The sequence below is a fragment of the Pseudoalteromonas espejiana DSM 9414 genome (genome assembly GCF_002221525.1).
GTDB classification, from domain to species: Bacteria; Pseudomonadota; Gammaproteobacteria; order Enterobacterales; family Alteromonadaceae; genus Pseudoalteromonas; species Pseudoalteromonas espejiana.
On the sequence record NZ_CP011028.1, the window covers coordinates 3,506,726 to 3,526,808 of the forward strand.

The following is a 20,083-nucleotide window of genomic DNA, read 5'->3' on the forward strand; positions in this document are numbered from 1 at the left end:
CGGCACTCCTCAGTTAACGAATTACTTTTTTAAGTACCGCTAATAACTGATCCGGGTTGAAAGGTTTTACTATCCAGCCTGTTGCACCAGCTGCTTTACCTTCTACTTTTTTATCTAATCCCGATTCGGTAGTAAGCATAAGTAGGGGAGTAAATTTGTAATCAGGCAGTCCTCTAAGCTCTCTAATTAAGGTAATGCCGTCCATAATCGGCATATTTACATCTGAGATTACAGCATCAAAGCTCTGCTGCTTGGCAATAGCTAATGCCTCACTGCCATCTTTTGCTTCGGTTACATCAAAGCCTGCGGTTTTTAGCGTAAAGCTCACCATTTGACGCATTGACGCAGAATCATCAACCGCGAGAATTTTTTTCATATAAACCTCTAACCTTTACTTTCGAGTGTTAAATATTGATTTAAGCCAAGTTGATTAATGGCGTTTTGCAGTGCATCACTACTGCCTACCCATACAATTTTATGATGTATGGTAAGGAGGTGTTTTTGTAGCGCACATAAAAGTTGAATTGAAGCGGTGTCGGCTGAAACAACATCACTTATATCTAAGCAAATATCATTGTTGCTATTGAGTTCTTGTAATAAATCTTGGTGAAGAGTCTCTACTTGCATAATGGCAAGTTCGCTAGGAAGTTTTAGCATTTTTTCAGGACTTTCCCTGTCAATTCAATTCATAACAAAAGCTTAGCCTTAGTTATTAAAATTGCCATAAAAGGGCCAAAAAAATTAATAAAACTTTTTAAAGTGGTGCTAAAAAGCAAAAAAGGAGCCTAAGCTCCTTTTAAAATTCATGAAATGTATAAAACTAGTTTTTATAGTAATCGGCTATTTGCTTAAACTCGTCTGCAAGCGTTGTAGCATTAATTAAAGGTACATTGCCTTGTTTAAATTCAGGTTTAAAAACAGCCCTTACAGAGCCTGTTGAGTCAACCAACGCAACCGAAGCGCTGTGATCAACAGCGTATTCCGCCTCTGAAGAATCGCTAATTGCGTAAATTAAACCAAGCTCTCTAACTAATGGAAACAAGTCTTTGTGCGGCCCTGAAACGGCTAAAAAATCTGGATTAAAATAATCAATGTAAGCTTTTCTTTTTTGTGCCGTATCGCGTTTTGGATCTACCGACATAAACCAAATTTGTAATGGGTACTCATTTTGCAGCTTTTTATAAACGCTATTTAATTTAGCTAATGTAAGTGGGCAAATATCAGGGCAACTTGTGTAGCCTAAAAATACTAAATTCCATTGCCCCATAAATTGCTGCTTTGTGACTAATTCACCGTTTTGATCGTTTAATTTAAAGTCAGATAGCGGCTTAGCCTGCTCATAAACCAATGCATCTACATCTGGTGCGCTATTTTGCTCAGAACATGCCGATATTAAAAGTGTAAAAACAACAATTAAGCTAATCCATAACTGCTTCATAAAGGGAGCCATTTATCTATAAATAAGATCACAAAGAGTACCATTAAATGAATAATTGAAAAGCGAAATAAGTCCATCGCAGTATCATCATTAGGGGCCAATTTTAGCTTAACTGCTTTATATAAAAATAGCGCATTAAGCACGCTCGCACCTACTAAATAAATTGCGCCCGACATACCTATTAAGTAAGGTAATACACACACTATAGTAAGCAAAATAGTGTAAGCAACAACACACGTTTTACAAAAATCAATACCATGAGTTACCGGCAACATAGGGATTTTAGCGCGCTCATAATCGCTTTTACGCGCAATGGCGAGCGCCCAAAAATGCGGTGGCGTCCATGTAAAAATAATCATAACCAGCAACCATGGTGCCGCTGCCATTTGATTTGTTTCTGACACCCAGCCAAGTAATGGCGGCATCGCGCCAGCTAAGCCACCAATTACAATATTTTGCGGGGTAGCGCGTTTTAAAAACGAAGTATAAATAAACGCATAACCAACGAGTGCGAATAAGGTCAGTATGGCTGTTAATGTATTGGCCCACACCATTAGCATCATAAACCCAGCTACACCTATCACAGCAGCAAAACTAAGCGCATGAGTTTTAGTTAATCGGCCCTTAGCAACTGGGCGATGGCGCGTACGTGCCATTTTTGAGTCAATTTCGCTATCTACAACATGATTAATTACCGCTGCTGCAGCGGAAAGTAACCCGATTCCTAATAAACTAATAAATTGCACGACGATACCACGGCCAACATCGGGAGCGAGCGCTAAACCAACCCACGCAGTAAGTACAAGCATTGCGACTACTTTAAACTTACTAATCGCTAAGTAATCTTGTAGTAAATTGTAAGCCTGATTAAGTAAAGGTGACGTACTTATAACTGGTAGTGCTTTTTTATCGATTGTAAGTGCCATAATAATTCTCCCTTATGTACGTACTTTTAGGTAGTAACAAAGCCTAACCATAGTTAATAACAATATGGCTGCCATTAAATTATGCGCCAGCGCAACGCCAAGCGGAAAATGCCAATGCACTACCGCAAGCCCTAAACTTATTTGACAAAGCAGCGCCACAAGTACGCTTACAGTGCAGTGTTTAATTTTATTTGATGTGGCTTGGCTATATATTCGCCACATAATTAGCGCGAGTACTATGCAAGTTACAAGTGCCCATATTCGATGCAGTAAGTGAATAGACATTCGTGCTTGTTGAGATAACACACCAAACTCATAATTACTGTGCTCAAGTGGTAACTGAAATACGCTACTGAGCGAAAATGGTTGTGCGTAACTACAAAGAGGTAAGCCATTACAGTGTGGCGCTGCATAATTTGCAGCAAGCCAACCACCCAGCGCTATTTGTATTACCAGTACTACCAATGCCACTATGCTTAAACTAAAGTAACGCTTTGCGCTGCTATCACCACCCACTATAGGCTTAGCCGTTAAGCGTAAATATAAAAGTGTAATCAGCGATAAAATACTAAAACCACCTAATAAATGACCCATTACAATAAGTGGCTGCAGGTTCATGGTAACGGTCCACATGCCAAGCGCAGCTTGAAATACAACTAATAACAACAGCGCTAAGGGAAGTTTAACGGGAGTAGTTGGTGATTGGCGTTTTATAAATGCCAATACAAATAAAGCTAATATGAGTATTCCTAAAGCGCCTGCAAAGTAACGATGAATCATTTCTTTCCATGCTTTTGCGGTTTCAAACATCATGTCTGGGTAGCTTTGTGTAGCAAGTGCTATATCAGCCTCGTGTTTTGGTACGGTTAAAAAACCATAACAGCCAGGCCAATCGGGGCAACCTAAGCCTGCATCACTTAAACGTGTATATGCGCCCAGACCAACCACTAACAAGGCTAATAATCCTGTTGCAAGTACCCAGTTTTTATAATTTTTATACATGGCAATCTCCCATTAAAGTGAGCTGTTAGCTCGAACGAGAATAGTTAAGTAATTTTTTTAGATCTTTTAATAAACCCTTTTGAATTAGCCTATTTTCTTGCGGTTGTTCTTTAAATGGATACTCAAGTACAACCAGTCCCATATGGTCAATTAAATATAAACTTGCGGGCTGTAAATTTTGCTGCGCATTAAAGGTTTTCCAGGGTAGGTTTTGAGCTTTAGGTGCACCCATTACCGCCATATCGACCTTGCCTTGGTTTTTACCGAGTGCCACATATAAGTTATTTAGCGCACTCAGTTGTTCACTGCATGAGCTTTTACATTCGTTAGAATAGTTAAGCGCAATAGTCCACTGTTTTGGATTATGTTGCTGCCAATTTTCAAGCTTGATCTCTTGCTGTAAAAATTCGCCATTATTCGTAATGGCTGTAGGTAACCAATCTAACTTTAAAGCTGTGTAGGCTAATATCAGCGGTACTGAACAGCACACTATAAAAAGTACTAAGGGATTATTTTTCATTGCGGTTCCTCTTTTTATTGGCAAAAAAAGCCACCAAAACGCACGCAAGCGCAATTAAAAACCATTGCACAGCATAAGCTTGGTGTTTTTGCGGGCTCATTACCACGGCTTTGTAGTGCGGAGTAGCAAGTGTATCTCCAGCGCCTTGGCGATAAGCCATAAACTTAAATAAGGGATGCTGGCTTTGCTTGCTCAGCGTTGTTAAATCGATTGTTTGAATTCGCTTTGGGAGGTCTTGAGGGTCGTTGTTGGTTTCTAAACTAAACCCACTTAAGTTCTGCTCTTTTATTTGCGCATTAAAAGTTATAAAGCCTTTAGGGAGCTGAATAGTTGGTAATTCGCTGCGCGATATAGGCGCCTTAACCCATCCCAAATTAACTAATAATGTTCGGCTTCCTTGGTTGGGTTTAAACAACACGAGTAAATCGTAACCTACTTGCCCTTGGTAAACTTGATTGTCTAATAGCCAGTACTGCTGATTTACTATTTTTCCGGTTAATTCAACTAGCACACCTGTTTTATTCCAGTTTGCAGGTAACGTAGTTAATTGCTGCCAGCTCATAACACCTTGAGTTTTCATTTTGGCTATAGCTGTTAACTGCTGTTCTTTTTGGGCGGCTCGCTCTAATTGCCAATACCCTAAACGCACACACACCAACACAACAATTGCCACCACACAAAGTGCAATATATGAGCTAAGCTTTTGTTTACGCCTTAAAATTAACTGCATAAAGGGTCAACCCAGTGATTATTAAAATTATTATTGTGCTGCTGTTATTGTTTATACTTTTTAACTTGTTTAGAGCGCTATTTATTATGGTGTCGGGTAAAACGGGCGAACGACCTATGTCACACTTTTTAGGCCGCCGCGTGTTATTTTCAGTCGTGGTGTTAATACTCGTGATAACCGCTGTAAAACTCGGCTTTATACAAACCAATCACTCGCCTTTAACTGCTACAGCACGTATACAAATACGAATAAACACAGCCACACCACATCTACAAAATGCCAATACCAAGCAGCAGCTTGAAATGCAAAGTGCTTATCTTTAGTGAAGTGGCCTTTTAAAATTCGTAAAAACACCACCAATAAAATCACAGTGCCAAGCGTTACATGCATGCCATGAAAACCGGTTAGCAAAAAGAAGGTATTACCATAAATTCCGGCATCAAGCGTTAAGTTTAAATCGTTGTAGGCATGAACATATTCCTCTACTTGCAGAGCCAAAAAGCAAACACCTAATAAAATAGTTGCCCCTAGAAATACTTTAAGTGGCGTACGTTTGTTGTTTTCTATTGCTACGTGAGCAAAATGCAAAGTAACCGATGAAGCGAGTAATATAAGCGTATTAATAAGCGGTAAGCCTTGCCAACCCATAGCTTGAGTTGTATCCCCTGCTGGCGTTGTCACCAGCGGCCAAACCGCTTCAAAGGTGGGCCACAAAACTTCATTAGTCATCGCATTGTTGCCAGCTCCACCTAACCAAGGCACAGAAAGCATTCGCGCGTAAAATAAAGCGCCAAAAAAGGCCATAAAAAACATTACTTCAGAAAAAATAAACCAGCTCATACCCTGTCGGAACGAGCGATCCATTTGCGCTGAATACAAGCCTTGAGCAGACTCGTTTATGACATTTTTAAACCAACTAAACAGCATATATAAAAGTACAGCTATGCCTGCATATAATAAATAAACCCCACTACCGCCTTCTTTTCCTACGTTCATTACGGTAAGAGCCGCCCCTACCGCAATAAAAAATAATGCCACAGCGCCTACTATTGGCCACGGGCTTTGCTCTGGTACGTAGTAATTTTCATATTCTTGATTCATGTTACTTGCTCCTAGTTTTACACTAGACATGCAGGCTAGTTATTACTCGCTACTAGCTGCTCACTAATATCAAATACGGTGTAAGATAAAGTTAGCTCTTCTATATCGCTTGGTAGAGCGGTATCAACGTAAAACAGCAACTTAAACTCAAGTTCTTCACCTGCTTTTAAAGGTTGTTGGTCAAAACAAAAACAGGCAATTTTATGTAAATATTTAGCCGCTTTACCTGGTGAAACTGAAGGTACAGCTTGCATTACTTTATCGAGGTTGCTGTTGTTTTTAGCGCTAAACATTACCTCGCGCATAGCGCCAGGTTTTACATCCACACTGTACTCTTTTGACTTAACAACAAATGGCGCGCCGCTTTGCGCATGGGTTGTAAAACTCACGCCAATTTCGCGGTTTTGAGTTACTTTTGTACTTTGCTCTGCTTGCTCAAGCGACGGCTTGCCATTTAACCCCGTTATGTCGCAAAACACGTCATAAAGGGGCACTAAGGCAAACGCAAAAGCAAACATACCTATACAAATAAGTACTAAGCGTTTAAGTAATGGCGCGTGAGTCATTACTTAATTTCCGGTGGGGTAGAAAAGGTATGATACGGCGCTGGCGATTCAACTTCCCACTCTAAACCTTCAGCTCCATCCCACACTTTTGCTGGTACTTTATCGCCACCACGGGCGCATTTAATTACCACGGCTACAAATAAAAGCTGTGATAAACCAAAGGCAAACCCACCAATACTTATAATGGCGTTAAAATCAGCAAACTGCAGCGCATAATCGGGAATACGCCTAGGCATACCTGCAAGCCCTACAAAATGCATAGGAAAAAACAATACGTTTACACTGACAAGCGATAGCCAAAAATGCCATTTGGCCAAAGTAATATTAAACATATTGCCGGTCCATTTAGGCAGCCAATAATAAGCCCCCGCCATTATCGAAAAAATGGCTCCGGTTACTAATACATAGTGAAAATGCGCCACCACAAAATAGGTATCGTGATACTGAAAATCAGCCGGTGTAATGGCTAACATCAATCCAGAGAACCCACCCAACGTAAACAGCACAATAAAGGCAATACTAAATAGCATGGGTACTTCAAAGCTTATTGAGCCTCGCCACATGGTAGCCACCCAATTAAATACCTTTACCCCAGTTGGCACCGATATAAGCATGGTTGCGTACATAAAAAACAGCTCGCCAGCCACCGGCATACCTGTAGTAAACATATGGTGCGCCCAAACAATAAAGCTTAGTAAAGCAATAGAAGAAGTGGCGTAAACCATAGAGGCATAACCAAATAGCTTTTTACGTGAGAAGGTAGGCACTATGGTCGATATAATGCCAAAGGCAGGCAAAATCATAATGTACACTTCGGGGTGACCAAAAAACCAAAATATGTGCTGAAGCATCACCGGATCGCCGCCTCCGGCAGCATCAAAAAAGCTGGTTCCAAAATATTTATCGGTCAATACCATGGTTACTGCACCTGCAAGTACGGGCATAACAGCAATTAGCAAAAACGCAGTTATTAGCCATGTCCAAACAAATAATGGTAGCTTCATCCATGTCATGCCAGGGGCACGCAAATTAACTATGGTCACAATAACGTTTATTGCCCCCATAATTGAGCTAATCCCCATAATATGCACGGCAAACACAAACATCGCGGTGTTGTCGTTACTGTAGGTTGTAGAAAGTGGGGCGTAAAAAGTCCAGCCAAATGCTGGGCCACCGCCTGGCATAAGTAATGATGCAAGCAAAATTAAAAATGCGAACGGTAAAATCCAAAAGCTCCAGTTATTCATTCTTGGCAGTGCCATATCGGGCGCACCAATCATCAGTGGTACCATCCAGTTAGCCAGCCCTGTAAAAGCAGGCATAACGGCTCCAAACACCATGATTAGCCCATGCACTGTAGTCATTTGGTTAAAAAAGTGAGGATCGACAAGCTGTAATCCGGGTTGAAATAATTCAGCCCTAATTACCATGGCCATTGCGCCACCAATTAAGAACATCGTCAGTGAAAAAATTAAATATAAACTGCCAATGTCTTTATGGTTGGTTGTGTAAAGCCAGCGCTTAAAGCCTTTTGCAGGGTGGTGGCCGTGGTGAGCTTCATTGGCGTTTGGTTGTTCTGCTATGCTACTCATTAGTTCGCCTCCCCATCAGCATCAAGTGCTGCCTGAATTTCACTAGGTTGAATTACATCACCCGTATCGTTACCCCACGCATTGCGTTTGTAGGTAATGACTGCCGCAAGTTGCTTTATTGATAGTTGTTTAGCAAAAGCTTGCATAGCAGTGCCAGGACGGCCATGAATTACAATATCTATATGATCTTTTATATCACCAAGCACAATGGGGCTGCCTTTAAGCGCAGGAAATACGCCCGGTAAGCCCATACCTGTTGGCTGATGGCACGCAGCGCAACTTGCCATATATACTTGCTCGCCCAAGGTCATTAACTCTTCTTTAGGAATTGTTTGATCAAGCAATGCTGCATCGGCTAATGCCGCTTTTTGCTTTGCTTGCTTGGCATCGGCAAGCCAAGCATTAAAATCTTCCTCTGATTTTGCCTCAACCACCACTGGCATAAAGCCATGATCTTTACCGCACAGCTCAGCGCACTGTCCGCGGTAAATGCCTTCTTCGTTAATGTTGGTCCACGTTTCGTTTATAAATCCGGGGTTGGCATCTTTTTTAACTGCAAAATCGGGTACCCACCAAGAGTGAATAACGTCATCTGAGGTCATTAAAAAACGTACTTTTTGATTTATTGGCAGCACTAAAGGTTTATCAACCTCAAGTAAATAATTAGGATTTTTATTGGCAAGGTTGGCTATTTCATCTTGGGGGGTAGACAAAATAGAGTAAAACTCTACATCTTCGCCCATATATTCGTAATGCCATTTCCACTGCGAACCGGTAATTTTAATGGTTAAATCGGCCTTGCTAGCATCTTCCATTGCAATAAGTGTTTTAGTGGCAGGGATTGCCATGGCAATTAAAATAACAAATGGAATGGCAGTCCAAAGTATTTCTACTTTAGTACTTTCATGAAACTGGGCAGGTACTGCCCCTTTAGATTTACGATGATGAATCAGTGCCCAAAACATAATTGCGAACACTATCACCCCAATCACACAACATATTAAAAATATGGTCATGTGCAGCTGATATACATTATTGCTTATATCGGTTACGCCCTTGCGCATATTGTATTGGCTATTGGCCATTACATGCTGTGGAAACACAATCAATATAAGCCACAAGGTAGAGGTCAGTTTACCCATGTGACGGCTCCTTTGATGCTATTGCTAATGCAAAGCGAAGAGGCATACGGCTTAAACGCCTATTCGTTATTTTTATTATTTAACCAACCTAATTTGTTTTGATTGGTATAGCTGCGCCAACAAAGAATGTGTATTTGTGTGTTCTCAAAACCGAAAAGCTGTGAGTTATTGTTAGCCCAGCAAATTAATAATTAGCTAAAAAACATACAACAAGCAAGTTTTAGTATAAAAAACAAACAAGTTATATTTTAAAATAAGTTTTAATTACGCCAGCTTAAACACAAGTTAATTGCTAAATAGCGAGTAAAACTAGGGGGTGTATCATATAAAAGAGGAGTTAAGTGCGAGTGCAAAAAAGTTTACAGCTTAAATAACTTTATGGCTGCTTTAGTATTACTAAAAGGTGGGTTTTAAAACAAAAATGCACACTAACAAGTGTGCATTTGTAAATTTATTGCTTAATGTGGCCTAAATTACATCCAATCGGCGTTTCTTATTACGCCTACGGCTAAGCCTTCAATATTAAACGACTCATTTTCAAGGTCTACTTCTATTGGCGTAAACTCTTCATTTTCGGCGTGTAATAATACTTTGCGACCTGCTTTTTCTAGGCGTTTTACGGTTACATCTTCATCAACTCGTGCAACCACAACTTGGCCGTTTTCAGCCGTTTGAGTACGGTGTACAGCTAGTAAGTCGCCGTCCATAATGCCTATGTCTTTCATGCTCATACCGTTTACACGCAGTAAAAAATCGGCTGCTGGTTTAAACATTAAAGGGTCAATTTTACAATGGCTCTCCACGTGTTCTTGCGCCAAAATAGGAGAACCCGCCGCAACACGGCCTATAAGTGGTAAGCCTAATTGCTCAGGCTCTTCTTCTTCAATTAACTGAATCCCACGGCTTGCGCCAGGTTTCATTTTAATTACGCCCTTTTTAGCAAGCGCTTTGAGATGCTCTTCGGCAGCATTGGCACTTTTAAAGCCTAGTGTTTGTGCGATTTCGGCACGTGTAGGAGGCATACCAGTATCTTTAATAAAAACTTTTATTAGTTCGAGTATTTGAGCTTGGCGTTTCGTTAATGGTCGCATACAACTGGTTTTCCATACAGTACATTTAACTGTGAGTATATACAGTTAAATAAAAATCGCAAATTTAAATTGTGTTTTAAATAGCTAAACTAAATACATATGTGTACATTTTAGGTAATTATAAAATTTGCATATTTAAAATGCTATAAACAAGGTTTTAATTCAAAGGAGTAGTTATGAGTATTTGGCACCAACCCATTACATTAGAGCTTTGCAAACAATTAGATGAAGGAATAAGCGGTCAAGGCACTTTAATGAAAACCATGGGGATAGAAATAACCGAAATAGGCGACGATTACCTAGTTGCCACTATGCCTGCAATTCCTGAGCACCATAACCCAATGGGAATGGTACACGGCGGCGCTAATGTAGTACTTGCCGAAACGGTTGCTAGTTATGCTGCCAATTTTGTCATTGATTTTACAAAGTTTTACTGTGTAGGGCAGGAAATTAGTGCAAGCCATTTAAAAGCGTCACGCAATGGGACGTTAACAGCAACGGCTCGTGCATTTCATATTGGTAAACGCAGTTCGGTTTGGGAAATAAAAATTACTAATAGCCGCAACGAGCTTTGCTGCGTATCAAAAATGACCGCAGCAGTGGTTGAGCGAAAGTAATAGCTTACTTATCAATCGGGTAAATTGTAATTTCCATACCTGCGCCAATTGCAGATATACGTAGTAATGTATCTGCATGTAGGGCTTGGTTAAAACACTTTGGTGATGTGCCCGACTCAAAGCCAATATCAAACGTTCTTCGCGAGCAACTAAGCCACTGTTTTAGCGCATTGCGCGAGCACGATTCTATTAGTTCACATAAGTGGTTAATTGCTTTATCTGGCGTGCTTATATCGCCCGCAGCTTCAATACGCGCCAATTGACGATATTCGTCTTTGTCATAATGCAAAACCATCGCGTTTTTCTTTAAGTCAGCCACTAAAACACTAATATCTTGTTTAGACTCAAGCTCCAGATCTACATTTAAAAATTGAATTTCTGACATTGTCTGCTTTTTACCCTCTTATAGTTTCACCGCAAACTTTAACGCAGTTTTACTTTTATACCAAATCAACTAAGCAGTAATCCTTACTTAATCCTCATAAACTCACTTTTTAATGCTTTTGGCACCTAACTTGCTCTTTTTAACAGAGCGAGCTTAAACGCTTAATAATGCGAATCAATAATGAAATTTATACACACTTTGTGTAAGTAACGGTTTTTAAGGAGAGCTAAAATGGTAGATCATGGTCCGCAAATTAAAAACGACGATCAGTACGATGCACTTCGCGATGAGGGCATGAGCAAACAAAAAGCCGCACGTATTGCCAATAGTAATACTCATAAAACAGCGGTAAAGGGCGGCAAAGCCTCTCAGTATGAGCAACGCACAAAAAAGCAGTTATACGATAAAGCAAAAGAAGTGGGTATTAGCGGGCGCTCTAAAATGAGCAAACAAGAGCTAATAAATGCCCTGCGTGAAAGCTAACATTAGCTAAAATCTATTGATGTAATTAAAGCCTCATATTTATAAACTTATGAAAAACTGCGACAAAATGCCGCAGTAAAAGCGTGGGAAGCTATAATAAACTAACGCTAAAAATAATAAGAAGATAAATATGAGCAAAAAAATATTTAAGCGTGCACGCAAATTACATAAGTGGCTAGGCTATTTACTTGCCTTACAAATTTTGGCTTGGCTTTTAGGCGGCCTAGTTATGAGCGCTATTCCACTTGAATATGTGCATGGTAAACACCTTGCTAAGCGCACACTTACAAACCCATTTACACAAGCCGACTACCCCACATCACTCGATAATATTACTGCCCAAGTGGCTAACCCCACTCAAATACTATTTGAAAACTTTTTAACTACCCCGCTTATTACTGTTATCAATAATACCGAGCAGCAAAGCTTTAATGGTTTAACGGGTCGCCCTTTTGAACCACCCACTAAAATACAAATTACCGCTAATGCGCAGGCTCATTTACTTATCGACGCTAAACCAATTAGCACCACACTTTTAGCACAAGGCACTCGAGAGGTCGGATACAAAGCAAATGTGTGGCAAGTACAATTTAACGACACCTTTAATACTACGCTGTATTTAAACGCAATTAACGGCAAAGTTATAACTGTTCGTAGCACACTATGGCGCATATTCGACTTTTTTTGGATGCTGCACATAATGGATTACGACGAGCGAGAAGATTTTAACAACCCGTTACTCATCAGCTTTGCAGCCACCAGCGTGCTATTTTGTTTATGCGGTATCATTTTATTAATACAAAACGTTAGGCTAAAAAAGCTTAAACATGTTGGTCTATCAAAATAGGATTGCCGTCTGGGTCGGTAATAATAAAGCTTTTATCACCCACGGGCTCAACGCTTATATGAGCGCTTTGAAAGTATTCGCTTAGCGCATCAACATCTTTAAAGTCTGTAACGGTTTGTGCATGCTGATCCCAACCAGGGTTGAAGGTCAGCATATTTTTATCAAACATACCCGAAAACAATCCAATTAAATGCTCACCATTTTCATTACTAGCCAGTTTTGTTCTACCTCACCTGCAAACTCGCTAAAACCCAGTTTTTCGTAAAACGCTTTTGAGACTTTAATATCTTTCACCGTTAAACTTATTGAAAAAGCACCTAGCATGGTCATCTCCTCTCTATTTTTTATATAAGTATAGAGTGTACTGAGCGTTGCAGATTAAAATTTACGCAGGCTTTATCTTTTAGCAGCAAAACTTTAGACTAGCGCCTCCTGTAGTTCACGTATGTGATGGATATGCTTAAATTTATTTTGGCCTTTGTGGCTTGTTGTATTTGTTTTTCTGCATCGAGTGAAGAGTTTACCCGTTTTTCAACGGCTAAAAGGCACTTAATTAAAACCCTACCCGATAACGCTAAAAGCCTTTACTGCGGTTGTGACATTAAAAAGCAGGGTAAAAAACTAATTCCCGACCCTAGCAACTGTGGCTATATTCCGCGTAATACTTTAACTTCCTCTGGCAAAGTTAATGTACGTGCTCTGCGTATTGAGTGGGAGCACATAGTGCCCGCGTGGGAGTTTGGCCACCAGCTACAATGCTGGCAAGACGGCGGGCGTAAAAACTGTCGAAAGATCAGTGCTAAGTTTAGAAAAATGGAAGCCGACATAAACAACTTAGCCCCCGCTATTGGCGAAATTAACGCAGACAGATCTAACTATCGCTTTGGTATGCTTAGCCAAAACGCCACACAATATGGCCGCTGCCAAGTAAAAGTTAACTTTAAACAACGCGTAGTAGAGCCACCATTTTATGCACGTAAGCGCATTGCCGACACCTACGCTTATATGCAAAAAACATACGGTTTAAAAATATCAGACAAACAACAAAAGCTATTTGATGCGTGGCAAAGGCAAGCGTTTGCTAATAAAAGTAGCGCAAGCAAACTTTAAAAACCGTGTTTTGTACACTCATTTACATAAAGCAGGGCCAAATACGTTGAATAAATAGGCGGGTGTTGTAGTATTTTAAACAACTTATTTACAAAAAGTAGTTTTGTATGTTTAAAAATAATAAAGCATCACTCGCTATTGTTGCTGCACTTTCAGGCCTAACGCTTGCTGGTTGTGGTGGCGGTAGCAGCATGAATGAAACGCCAGATCCAGTAATAACCCCTCCAACAAGCTCAGCACCAACGTGGACTGCCGGAGTATTTGAGCCATCGGATGATTTAAAAAACTTTTGCGAAACACCGCGCACAGGTAACGACCCGTTTAATAATAATGAGCCTTACCCAGACCAAGCAGGCTCAGCACTTTACGAAAAACTTTGGCTTCGCTCGTGGAGTGACGAAACCTACCTTTGGTATGACGAAATTGCCGATAACGACCCTGAGTCATTCGATACGGTAGCTGAGTACTTTGCTCAGCTAAAAACCGAAGAACTGACCGATTCAGGTGCTAAAAAAGATAACTTTCATTTTTCTGAGCCTTCTGAGGACTACTTTCAAGAAGCGCAATCAGGTGTTACCTCAGGTTATGGCATAAATTGGGCATTTATAGGCGACTCAGCCGATAGAATTTTACGCGTTGCCTACCTTGAAGATGACTCACCAGCAAGCCAAATTGGCTTTCAACGAGGCGATACCGTACTTGAAGTTGATGGCGTTAGTATAAACACCAACACACAAGCTGGCGTAGATACCCTAAACGAAGGTCTATTTAGCCCAACTAATGGCGATTCGCACACCATTGTTGTGCGCAGTAACGATGGCGCTGAAAAAACCTTTAACGTCACTGCTGGCAACATAGAGCAAACACCTGTTCAAAACGTTAAAACCATTACCACAGCAAATGGCACTAGCGTAGGGTACATGCAGTTTAATAGCCATATAGGGATTGCCCAAGAAGGCCTTATTGCTGCCGTAAATAAATTTAAAACCGATAACGTAGACGAGTTAGTAATAGACTTTAGATACAACGGGGGCGGTTTATTAGCGCTTTCTTCGCAGCTTGCCTACATGGTAGCTGGCAGTGCAAATGTGCAAAATCGTATTTATTACCAAACACAGCAAAACGATAAACAACCCGTTGAATCACCTTTCCCATTTATAGATGAAGAGATTGATTACTCAACCTTTTTTAGCACTGGTGAAAGCCTTCCTGATTTGAACCTATCTAAGGTGTATGTACTTAGTACATCGAGCACTTGTTCGGCATCAGAAGCCTTTATTAATGGTTTAAAAGGTATAGACGCAGAGGTTGTACTCATTGGCGATACCACCTGTGGCAAACCATATGGTTTTACCCCAACACATAACTGCGGCACCACTTATTACACCATTCAATTTAGCGGGATTAATAGTAAAGGCTTTGGTGAATATGCAGCAGGCTTTACGCCTACGCCTTCGCCGCAATTTGATGCTGATGTAAAAGGCTGTGTAGTGAGTGACGACTTTGACAGCCCATTAGGCGACCCAAGCGAAGGGATACTCTCTACTGCGCTTTACCATATTGATAATAACGGCACGTGCCCTATTAGCACTACCTCTGCGAGTAATAAAACGCAAGTACAAAGCGCTGCGGGCGATAGTAAGCAACTACTACCTTTAAACGCACCTGATAACTTTAACCGTGGCAATATGGATTTAACATGGCCTACGTTAAATAAGGATAAGTAATGACAAAGCTAGTGGCAGTATTAACATTATTATTTATTGGAGGCTGTAACAGTATGAATAATGCCACTGCAAAGCCTGCGCTACTAACAGAGGTAAACCCAGGCGTTATAGCTACGCTGCAACAAGCGATTATAAAAGCTAAAGGTGGCAAGCTAGTTACATTGGCCGACACTGTTTTTACCAAACGCAGTGAGCTGTTACTAAGCCATGGTACAAGTAAAGATCCAAATGGCATGCCCATAATGGGCGCGCATAATATAAAGTCTGAAAAATTTGTTTTACAAATAATCGGCGATCAGTGCGTGCTTTATTACCCTAAAAAAGATATGTCTATTGAGCTTAAAAACGTAAGTTGTAAATCGCAATAAAACGCTAAATAAGGCGCTAGGTATTTATATTAGCGCCTTATTTATTAAGGGCTATTAAGCGTTTGGCATTTTACTAAAATACGCTTTTAATAACCCAGCAAAAGCTTGCACTTTAGCCGTGCGGTGAACCAAATGATGAGTAACCAACCAAGAGTCAAACTCCCAATGCAGTTGATCATGAAGTATAGGGATTAGATCTGGGTTACCCTCAACAGCGCTTTTGTGCAAGCCACCAATGCCTAAACCTTTTATAACTGCGCGCGCTGCTTCTGAGGTTTCTGATACGCGTAACTTTATTTGCGACTGCGGAATAAACTCATCAACCCAACCAAAGTAAGGCACTCGCGCATTAAACCCCGCCAAACCCGATACAAAATTATGCTGCTTTAAGTCATCTAAGGTTTTAGGCATACCGTGTTTAGCAATATAACGTTTATGTGCATACAGCCCTGCCGATAATGTGGCTAAGTGCTGCGCTATATAATCACCCTCGTCGGGTTTAGGGCCAACTCGTAAAGCAATATGTGCTTGTCCGTGGTCAAGCCTTAAGCGCTTTTGCTCTAAAATCACCTCTAATTGCACTTGCGGATGCAGCGTTTGAAATTGCTCACACACATTACTAAGCATATCCATAAAACCGCTTACCGTGGTAAGTAGTAAACTGCCTCTTAGTTCGCTGTCGGCAGCAGCTATTGCGTTGTGTAAACCTTCTAATGAGTTATCAATTGCTTGTGCGGTTTCAAATAGCTTATCGCCACTTTCAGTTACTTTATAACCACGCGCATGACGATGAAATAGCCTTACATTTAAGTTTTTTTCAAGGTTATTAATACGTCTGAGCACTGTGCTATGGTGCACATTTAATGCCTCAGCAGCAGCTGTAAGCGTGCCAAGACGCGCCACCTCAAAGGCAACTTTTACATCTTGCCAATCATCAAATTTTATTGCCATGCTATCCGCCTTCTACTTATGTGCATATACGCACACAAGTGTTGCGTTAATTCGGGTTTTCTACAAGCAAAAATTTGCTACATTAGTTACGTCATCAAAAACTTTAAAAGGCCATTACCATGTCAGCACCAAAAATTATCGCGCTCGCGGGTAGCTTGCGTAAAGACAGCTTTAATCAAAAACTAATTAACGAAGCAGCTCGCTTTGCTCTGCAAACAGGTGCCGAAGTAGAAGTAATTAAACTCACTGATTTAGATTTACCCATTTTTAGCGAAGATATTGAAGCGCAAGGAACACCAGCCGACGCCCAACTTTTAAAAGATAAGTTACGCACTGCTGATGGTATTTTATTAGCAAGCCCTGAGTACAATGGCTCTATTACTGCGGCGCTTAAAAATGCAATTGATTGGGCGTCACGTACTGAGCAAGGCGCTGTGCCTGCGTTTCGCAATAAAGTAGTGGCGTTATTTGCTACATCGCCTGGTGGGCTTGGTGGCTTGCGCGGCTTAAACCATGTACGCGACATTTTAAGTGGGATTGGCTCATTAGTACTGGCTGATCAACTTGCTGTGCCTTCGGCATTTACTGTATTTGACGAAAACGGCCAAATCAGTGACCCAGCCACCGCAGAAAAAGTCACAGTGCTAACGCAGCAGCTCGTTTCTGTTGCTAGTAAATTAAGCTAACTTTTATGATGGTGTCGCCGCTATTTTAGCGGCGATGAAATCGGTATGCGCTACATATAAAAGCCCTGCTACTTTACGTATAACGTACTCTTCTTGTGGGTCTAACTCTCCATCGGCATACGCTAATTGCCATAATAGTTCAATTATTTCAATGCGCTGAGCTGCACTGCAATGATCGTTTATTTGCTTTGAAAACTGAAAGTAGTCAATCGCCCCATCTAAACTGCTCGCAGCATTTGTTGTTAGCTCATCTACTTCTGTATCAGTTAAATTAAAGTATTTTTTTAAGGTTACAGTCAGGGTGTGTTGTTCATTATGGTCGAGTTTAGTATCAGCACGCATCACTTCAATAAGCAGCGCTGCAACCGCTGTTTTTAAGTCATGTTGCTCTATACTTGGCTGTTGCTCGTCAAAAGCGGCAAACAGTTGTTTTATTTGTTTGAACATCACATATTCTCTTTTTGGGTGTTAGACTTAACTTAAATACATCGTGCTTAATGTTTTATTAATGGGTATTAAGTTCGCAAATTAAAGGATACATTTTTATGAAAGGCTTATACACACCGCATTTAATTGCTGGCGCTGCATTGCTAGCCTTTTCTGGTATAGGGACCGCCTTTGCAGAAGTGGGCGAAAAAGAAAAGTCATACGACTTTGACAATAAAGTGCATTATTACCAAACAAAAATTGGCGAAGACAACTATAAAATAGAAATACAATCAGACGATTACAAACACTTTGCTAATCAAAGTATGTTTTTACTGCGCCACGCAGACAGGCTATGCCGCGGCAGAACCTTTATGTTAAAAGTGCTTGAAGGCGTGCAAGAGTACGAACGCTTTCCTACTAAACCACGCGCTTATCAACCACCATTAAACGTTTTACTACAATGTGACGCACCCGAAAAAAAAGAGAAATAGTTTATTTTTCGTAGCCCCAAGGCGCTGCTGGTGGAGTAATTGGTTTAGTTAAATCAAAATCCACCTTAAACTCGCGCCCTTGGCGAATTAGCCTATAAGTAAATACCTCAGGGTAAATATACATTTGCCATGTATTACCTGCCGACTGTGCAATACCTTGCTCTACAAATAATTCTTTAGAGTATTGATCGGCTGGAAACGACTGCATTTGTGCAAAACCGGCATCAAGTGTATGACCGCCATACATAGTTGAGGCATCGTCAGTACCATCTTCATGGCGATGATCGTGCTTTAAGCTCAAACCACTGCCCGTTTTAGTAATAATCCACGTACGTGATGCATCATCTCCCACATGAAATGGCACTTGTAGCTCGCTATCAGTACATTTGCGTACATGCATAACTAGCTTTTTATTATCAAATGAGCTTGGGCCTTTTGCGTTATCTACGCTTACTTTGCCCTCAAACGCTTTACCACAATGCGCGGTAATATTATTAAAAAACGCATCATGTGTTGGTATAGATACCAAAGGCGCTGGGCGCGCGATAGCCGCTGATGAGGCAAGTAATAACGTTGCTGCCGTTAATAATTTCATAAAGTGCTCTTATAATAGTTTTTTAATACCATAGCGGTTTAAGCTAAAAATGGGAAATAGCTGCGACAAGTGGCTTTTCTGATCTATTTTTCATTAATGTTAAAAGTGAATGATGGAAGTCTTGAAAAATTACCTCACCCCATATTCGCGAATAAACACCAAAATTTGTATTATCTTGCACAGTCGTTTTTAAAGTTAAAATGGTATTGCCGCTTTTATCTTCACTTAACTCATACCCACCGTAAAGAGGTGAAAAGTATTCGCCGCCTAGTTTTACATGTTTATCGAGTGCATCATCGGGAATAGCATCAGGGTCTATCTCAAATCTATAAAGCATCTGTTTATTTGGCTGCCAATCCGTAATCACTTCTTTAAATATAACCCCTTTTTGCCATTTACTGGTTCTAATTGCACCAACACCCGTAGCATTCATATTTGCCTCTAAGGGTTTAGGTACACCTATTAACTGGGTAAGCGAAAATGGCAATTCTTGTGGCTCTATGGTGTTTACATTTGCAAGCTGCTGCCACACACGGTTTATAGGCGCTTCAATAATTATAGAGTTGGTGACTTCGTACGTTTTTGATAAGTGTAAATAATTTACCTCAATAGGTGAGAGCAATACAGGAAGTAAAGCTATTGAAAGTAAAGAACGGTTAGCGTTTTTTGTTTTGCGATTTTTGATAAAGCCTGCCAGTAAACCACCCATACTTGCAAAGAGCATAAAGGCAGGCAAAGCCATTACCACACAAATACTGCCTTCAAGTAACGTAATAACACTTACAAGTAAAAAAACAAAAATTGGCTGCCAAGCAATAGTTACCATTTGCCTTTTAGTTAATGTTTTTGAGCTTTTAAGTTCAAAATGAATACGAATATAGCCAATTGCAATCGGCACTAAAAACATAAAGGAAATAGACACAAGGCTACTTAAATTATAAGTATCGAATAGCTCTACAAACAGCCGCATAAATATGCCGTAAAGCGTACCGAGTAAAATACCAATTGATTTAGGGGATTGAATTTGCATTATATTTCTTATTATTTGAGTAACCATTGAACCTAGCAGATGCGCTATTTCAGTTCAATTAAAATACACAGACCACTACTTAGACTAAAGGATAACAGCCCTGCTTTTATAATGCTTCATCTAATTAGAACAAGCGAAAAACATATAAACACCTGATTTATAATAAAATAAAATTAAATTCATTTTATAACTAAAACTACCAACTCGCAGGTTTAGCATTAAATAAAGCCATACACGACCTTTTGCCTATACATTC

Annotated in this window: 28 protein-coding genes; 9 read left to right on the forward strand and 19 right to left on the reverse strand. The window is 40.4% G+C overall.

The window, feature by feature from the left end:
• Positions 1-13: 13 nt before the first annotated feature.
• The 7 genes from PESP_RS15940 to PESP_RS15970 all read right to left on the reverse strand — a co-directional run bounded on the left by PESP_RS15940 (position 14) and on the right by PESP_RS15970 (position 4,616).
• Positions 14-376, reverse strand: coding sequence for a response regulator (locus tag PESP_RS15940; RefSeq protein ID WP_029773320.1), 363 nt, complete (start codon positions 374-376; stop codon positions 14-16).
• A gap of 8 nt (positions 377-384) precedes the next feature.
• Positions 385-657 (reverse strand): STAS domain-containing protein, encoded by a 273-nt coding sequence (locus PESP_RS15945; RefSeq protein WP_089348899.1) that lies wholly within the window; start codon positions 655-657, stop codon positions 385-387.
• A gap of 163 nt (positions 658-820) precedes the next feature.
• Positions 821-1,438, reverse strand: a complete 618-nt coding sequence (locus PESP_RS15950) for an SCO family protein (protein WP_089348900.1) — start codon at positions 1,436-1,438, stop codon at positions 821-823.
• The gene (gene cyoE / locus PESP_RS15955) at positions 1,435-2,364 is read right to left on the reverse strand and encodes a heme o synthase (protein ID WP_089348901.1); all 930 of its coding nucleotides are present in this window, start codon (positions 2,362-2,364) and stop codon (positions 1,435-1,437) included. Before cyoE ends, PESP_RS15950 begins: the two co-directional genes overlap by 4 nt.
• A gap of 12 nt (positions 2,365-2,376) precedes the next feature.
• Complete coding sequence (locus tag PESP_RS15960) at positions 2,377-3,366, reverse strand: COX15/CtaA family protein (protein ID WP_089348902.1); 990 nt, start codon at positions 3,364-3,366, stop codon at positions 2,377-2,379.
• A 25-nt stretch (positions 3,367-3,391) separates the two neighbouring features.
• Positions 3,392-3,886, reverse strand: coding sequence for a transmembrane cytochrome oxidase associated protein (locus PESP_RS15965; RefSeq protein WP_089348903.1), 495 nt, complete (start codon positions 3,884-3,886; stop codon positions 3,392-3,394).
• Complete coding sequence (locus PESP_RS15970; RefSeq protein ID WP_089348904.1) at positions 3,876-4,616, reverse strand: SURF1 family protein; 741 nt, start codon at positions 4,614-4,616, stop codon at positions 3,876-3,878. Before PESP_RS15970 ends, PESP_RS15965 begins: the two co-directional genes overlap by 11 nt.
• Before the next feature lie 14 nt (positions 4,617-4,630).
• On the opposite strand from PESP_RS15970, the gene PESP_RS20720 reads away from it, so the two are divergent.
• Positions 4,631-4,939 carry a DUF2909 domain-containing protein gene (locus tag PESP_RS20720; protein WP_089348905.1) on the forward strand — a complete coding sequence of 103 codons (309 nt, stop codon included), beginning with the start codon at positions 4,631-4,633 and terminating at the stop codon, positions 4,937-4,939.
• Here the strand turns inward: PESP_RS20720 and PESP_RS15980 are convergent.
• The 5 genes from PESP_RS15980 to lexA all read right to left on the reverse strand — a co-directional run bounded on the left by PESP_RS15980 (position 4,842) and on the right by lexA (position 10,108).
• Positions 4,842-5,717, reverse strand: coding sequence for a cytochrome c oxidase subunit 3 (locus PESP_RS15980; RefSeq protein ID WP_089348906.1), 876 nt, complete (start codon positions 5,715-5,717; stop codon positions 4,842-4,844). The two genes, PESP_RS20720 and PESP_RS15980, sit on opposite strands and share 98 nt — an antisense overlap.
• A 35-nt stretch (positions 5,718-5,752) precedes the next feature.
• A complete protein-coding gene (locus tag PESP_RS15985; protein WP_089348907.1) occupies positions 5,753-6,283 on the reverse strand; it encodes a cytochrome c oxidase assembly protein in 531 nt (176 codons plus the stop codon).
• Positions 6,283-7,875 (reverse strand): cytochrome c oxidase subunit I, encoded by a 1,593-nt coding sequence (ctaD, locus tag PESP_RS15990; RefSeq protein WP_089348908.1) that lies wholly within the window; start codon positions 7,873-7,875, stop codon positions 6,283-6,285. The genes PESP_RS15985 and ctaD overlap by 1 nt, the downstream gene beginning before the upstream one ends.
• Positions 7,875-9,017 carry a cytochrome c oxidase subunit II gene (coxB, locus tag PESP_RS15995; RefSeq protein WP_089348909.1) on the reverse strand — a complete coding sequence of 381 codons (1,143 nt, stop codon included), beginning with the start codon at positions 9,015-9,017 and terminating at the stop codon, positions 7,875-7,877. Before coxB ends, ctaD begins: the two co-directional genes overlap by 1 nt.
• 473 nt (positions 9,018-9,490) lie before the next feature.
• Positions 9,491-10,108 (reverse strand): transcriptional repressor LexA, encoded by a 618-nt coding sequence (lexA, locus tag PESP_RS16000; protein ID WP_058547954.1) that lies wholly within the window; start codon positions 10,106-10,108, stop codon positions 9,491-9,493.
• 176 nt (positions 10,109-10,284) lie between these two features.
• Here lexA and PESP_RS16005 point away from each other — a divergent pair, with 176 nt between their 5' ends.
• Positions 10,285-10,725, forward strand: coding sequence for a PaaI family thioesterase (locus tag PESP_RS16005; protein WP_089348910.1), 441 nt, complete (start codon positions 10,285-10,287; stop codon positions 10,723-10,725).
• A gap of 4 nt (positions 10,726-10,729) precedes the next feature.
• Here the strand turns inward: PESP_RS16005 and PESP_RS16010 are convergent, their stop codons facing one another.
• Positions 10,730-11,110 (reverse strand): hypothetical protein, encoded by a 381-nt coding sequence (locus PESP_RS16010; protein ID WP_089348911.1) that lies wholly within the window; start codon positions 11,108-11,110, stop codon positions 10,730-10,732.
• Positions 11,111-11,341: 231 nt separating this feature from the next.
• On the opposite strand from PESP_RS16010, the gene PESP_RS16015 reads away from it, so the two are divergent.
• Positions 11,342-11,593: a DUF7218 family protein gene (locus PESP_RS16015; protein WP_089348912.1), complete on the forward strand. Its 252-nt coding sequence runs from the start codon at positions 11,342-11,344 to the stop codon at positions 11,591-11,593.
• Positions 11,594-11,723: 130 nt separating this feature from the next.
• Positions 11,724-12,440 (forward strand): hypothetical protein, encoded by a 717-nt coding sequence (locus tag PESP_RS16020; protein WP_089348913.1) that lies wholly within the window; start codon positions 11,724-11,726, stop codon positions 12,438-12,440.
• Here PESP_RS16020 and PESP_RS20725 read toward each other — a convergent pair.
• The gene (locus tag PESP_RS20725; protein WP_307725820.1) at positions 12,415-12,609 is read right to left on the reverse strand and encodes a VOC family protein; all 195 of its coding nucleotides are present in this window, start codon (positions 12,607-12,609) and stop codon (positions 12,415-12,417) included. The genes PESP_RS16020 and PESP_RS20725 overlap by 26 nt on opposite strands.
• A 17-nt stretch (positions 12,610-12,626) precedes the next feature.
• The gene (locus PESP_RS20730; RefSeq protein WP_307725821.1) at positions 12,627-12,764 is read right to left on the reverse strand and encodes a hypothetical protein; all 138 of its coding nucleotides are present in this window, start codon (positions 12,762-12,764) and stop codon (positions 12,627-12,629) included.
• Positions 12,765-12,890: 126 nt separating this feature from the next.
• Here PESP_RS20730 and PESP_RS16030 point away from each other — a divergent pair, with 126 nt between their 5' ends.
• From PESP_RS16030 to PESP_RS16040, 3 genes are all read left to right on the forward strand, one after another.
• Positions 12,891-13,550 carry an endonuclease gene (locus tag PESP_RS16030; protein ID WP_089348914.1) on the forward strand — a complete coding sequence of 220 codons (660 nt, stop codon included), beginning with the start codon at positions 12,891-12,893 and terminating at the stop codon, positions 13,548-13,550.
• Between the two features lie 107 nt (positions 13,551-13,657).
• On the forward strand, positions 13,658-15,277 hold the full coding sequence (locus PESP_RS16035; protein ID WP_089348915.1) for a S41 family peptidase: 1,620 nt from the start codon (positions 13,658-13,660) through the stop codon (positions 15,275-15,277).
• Positions 15,277-15,645: a hypothetical protein gene (locus PESP_RS16040; RefSeq protein ID WP_089348916.1), complete on the forward strand. Its 369-nt coding sequence runs from the start codon at positions 15,277-15,279 to the stop codon at positions 15,643-15,645. Before PESP_RS16035 ends, PESP_RS16040 begins: the two co-directional genes overlap by 1 nt.
• 54 nt (positions 15,646-15,699) lie before the next feature.
• Here the strand turns inward: PESP_RS16040 and PESP_RS16045 are convergent, their stop codons facing one another.
• Positions 15,700-16,596 (reverse strand): LysR family transcriptional regulator, encoded by an 897-nt coding sequence (locus PESP_RS16045; protein WP_089348917.1) that lies wholly within the window; start codon positions 16,594-16,596, stop codon positions 15,700-15,702.
• A gap of 119 nt (positions 16,597-16,715) precedes the next feature.
• Here PESP_RS16045 and PESP_RS16050 point away from each other — a divergent pair, with 119 nt between their 5' ends.
• Positions 16,716-17,282 carry an NADPH-dependent FMN reductase gene (locus PESP_RS16050; protein WP_089348918.1) on the forward strand — a complete coding sequence of 189 codons (567 nt, stop codon included), beginning with the start codon at positions 16,716-16,718 and terminating at the stop codon, positions 17,280-17,282.
• A 3-nt stretch (positions 17,283-17,285) separates the two neighbouring features.
• Here the strand turns inward: PESP_RS16050 and PESP_RS16055 are convergent, their stop codons facing one another.
• Positions 17,286-17,729 (reverse strand): tellurite resistance TerB family protein, encoded by a 444-nt coding sequence (locus tag PESP_RS16055; protein WP_089348919.1) that lies wholly within the window; start codon positions 17,727-17,729, stop codon positions 17,286-17,288.
• A gap of 98 nt (positions 17,730-17,827) precedes the next feature.
• Here PESP_RS16055 and PESP_RS16060 point away from each other — a divergent pair, with 98 nt between their 5' ends.
• A complete protein-coding gene (locus PESP_RS16060; RefSeq protein ID WP_089348920.1) occupies positions 17,828-18,202 on the forward strand; it encodes a hypothetical protein in 375 nt (124 codons plus the stop codon).
• 1 nt (position 18,203) lies between these two features.
• Here PESP_RS16060 and PESP_RS16065 read toward each other — a convergent pair whose 3' ends face one another.
• The gene (locus tag PESP_RS16065) at positions 18,204-18,797 is read right to left on the reverse strand and encodes a hypothetical protein (RefSeq protein WP_089348921.1); all 594 of its coding nucleotides are present in this window, start codon (positions 18,795-18,797) and stop codon (positions 18,204-18,206) included.
• Between the two features lie 43 nt (positions 18,798-18,840).
• Positions 18,841-19,827 (reverse strand): SRPBCC family protein, encoded by a 987-nt coding sequence (locus PESP_RS16070; RefSeq protein WP_089348922.1) that lies wholly within the window; start codon positions 19,825-19,827, stop codon positions 18,841-18,843.
• Positions 19,828-20,083: the final 256 nt, after the last annotated feature.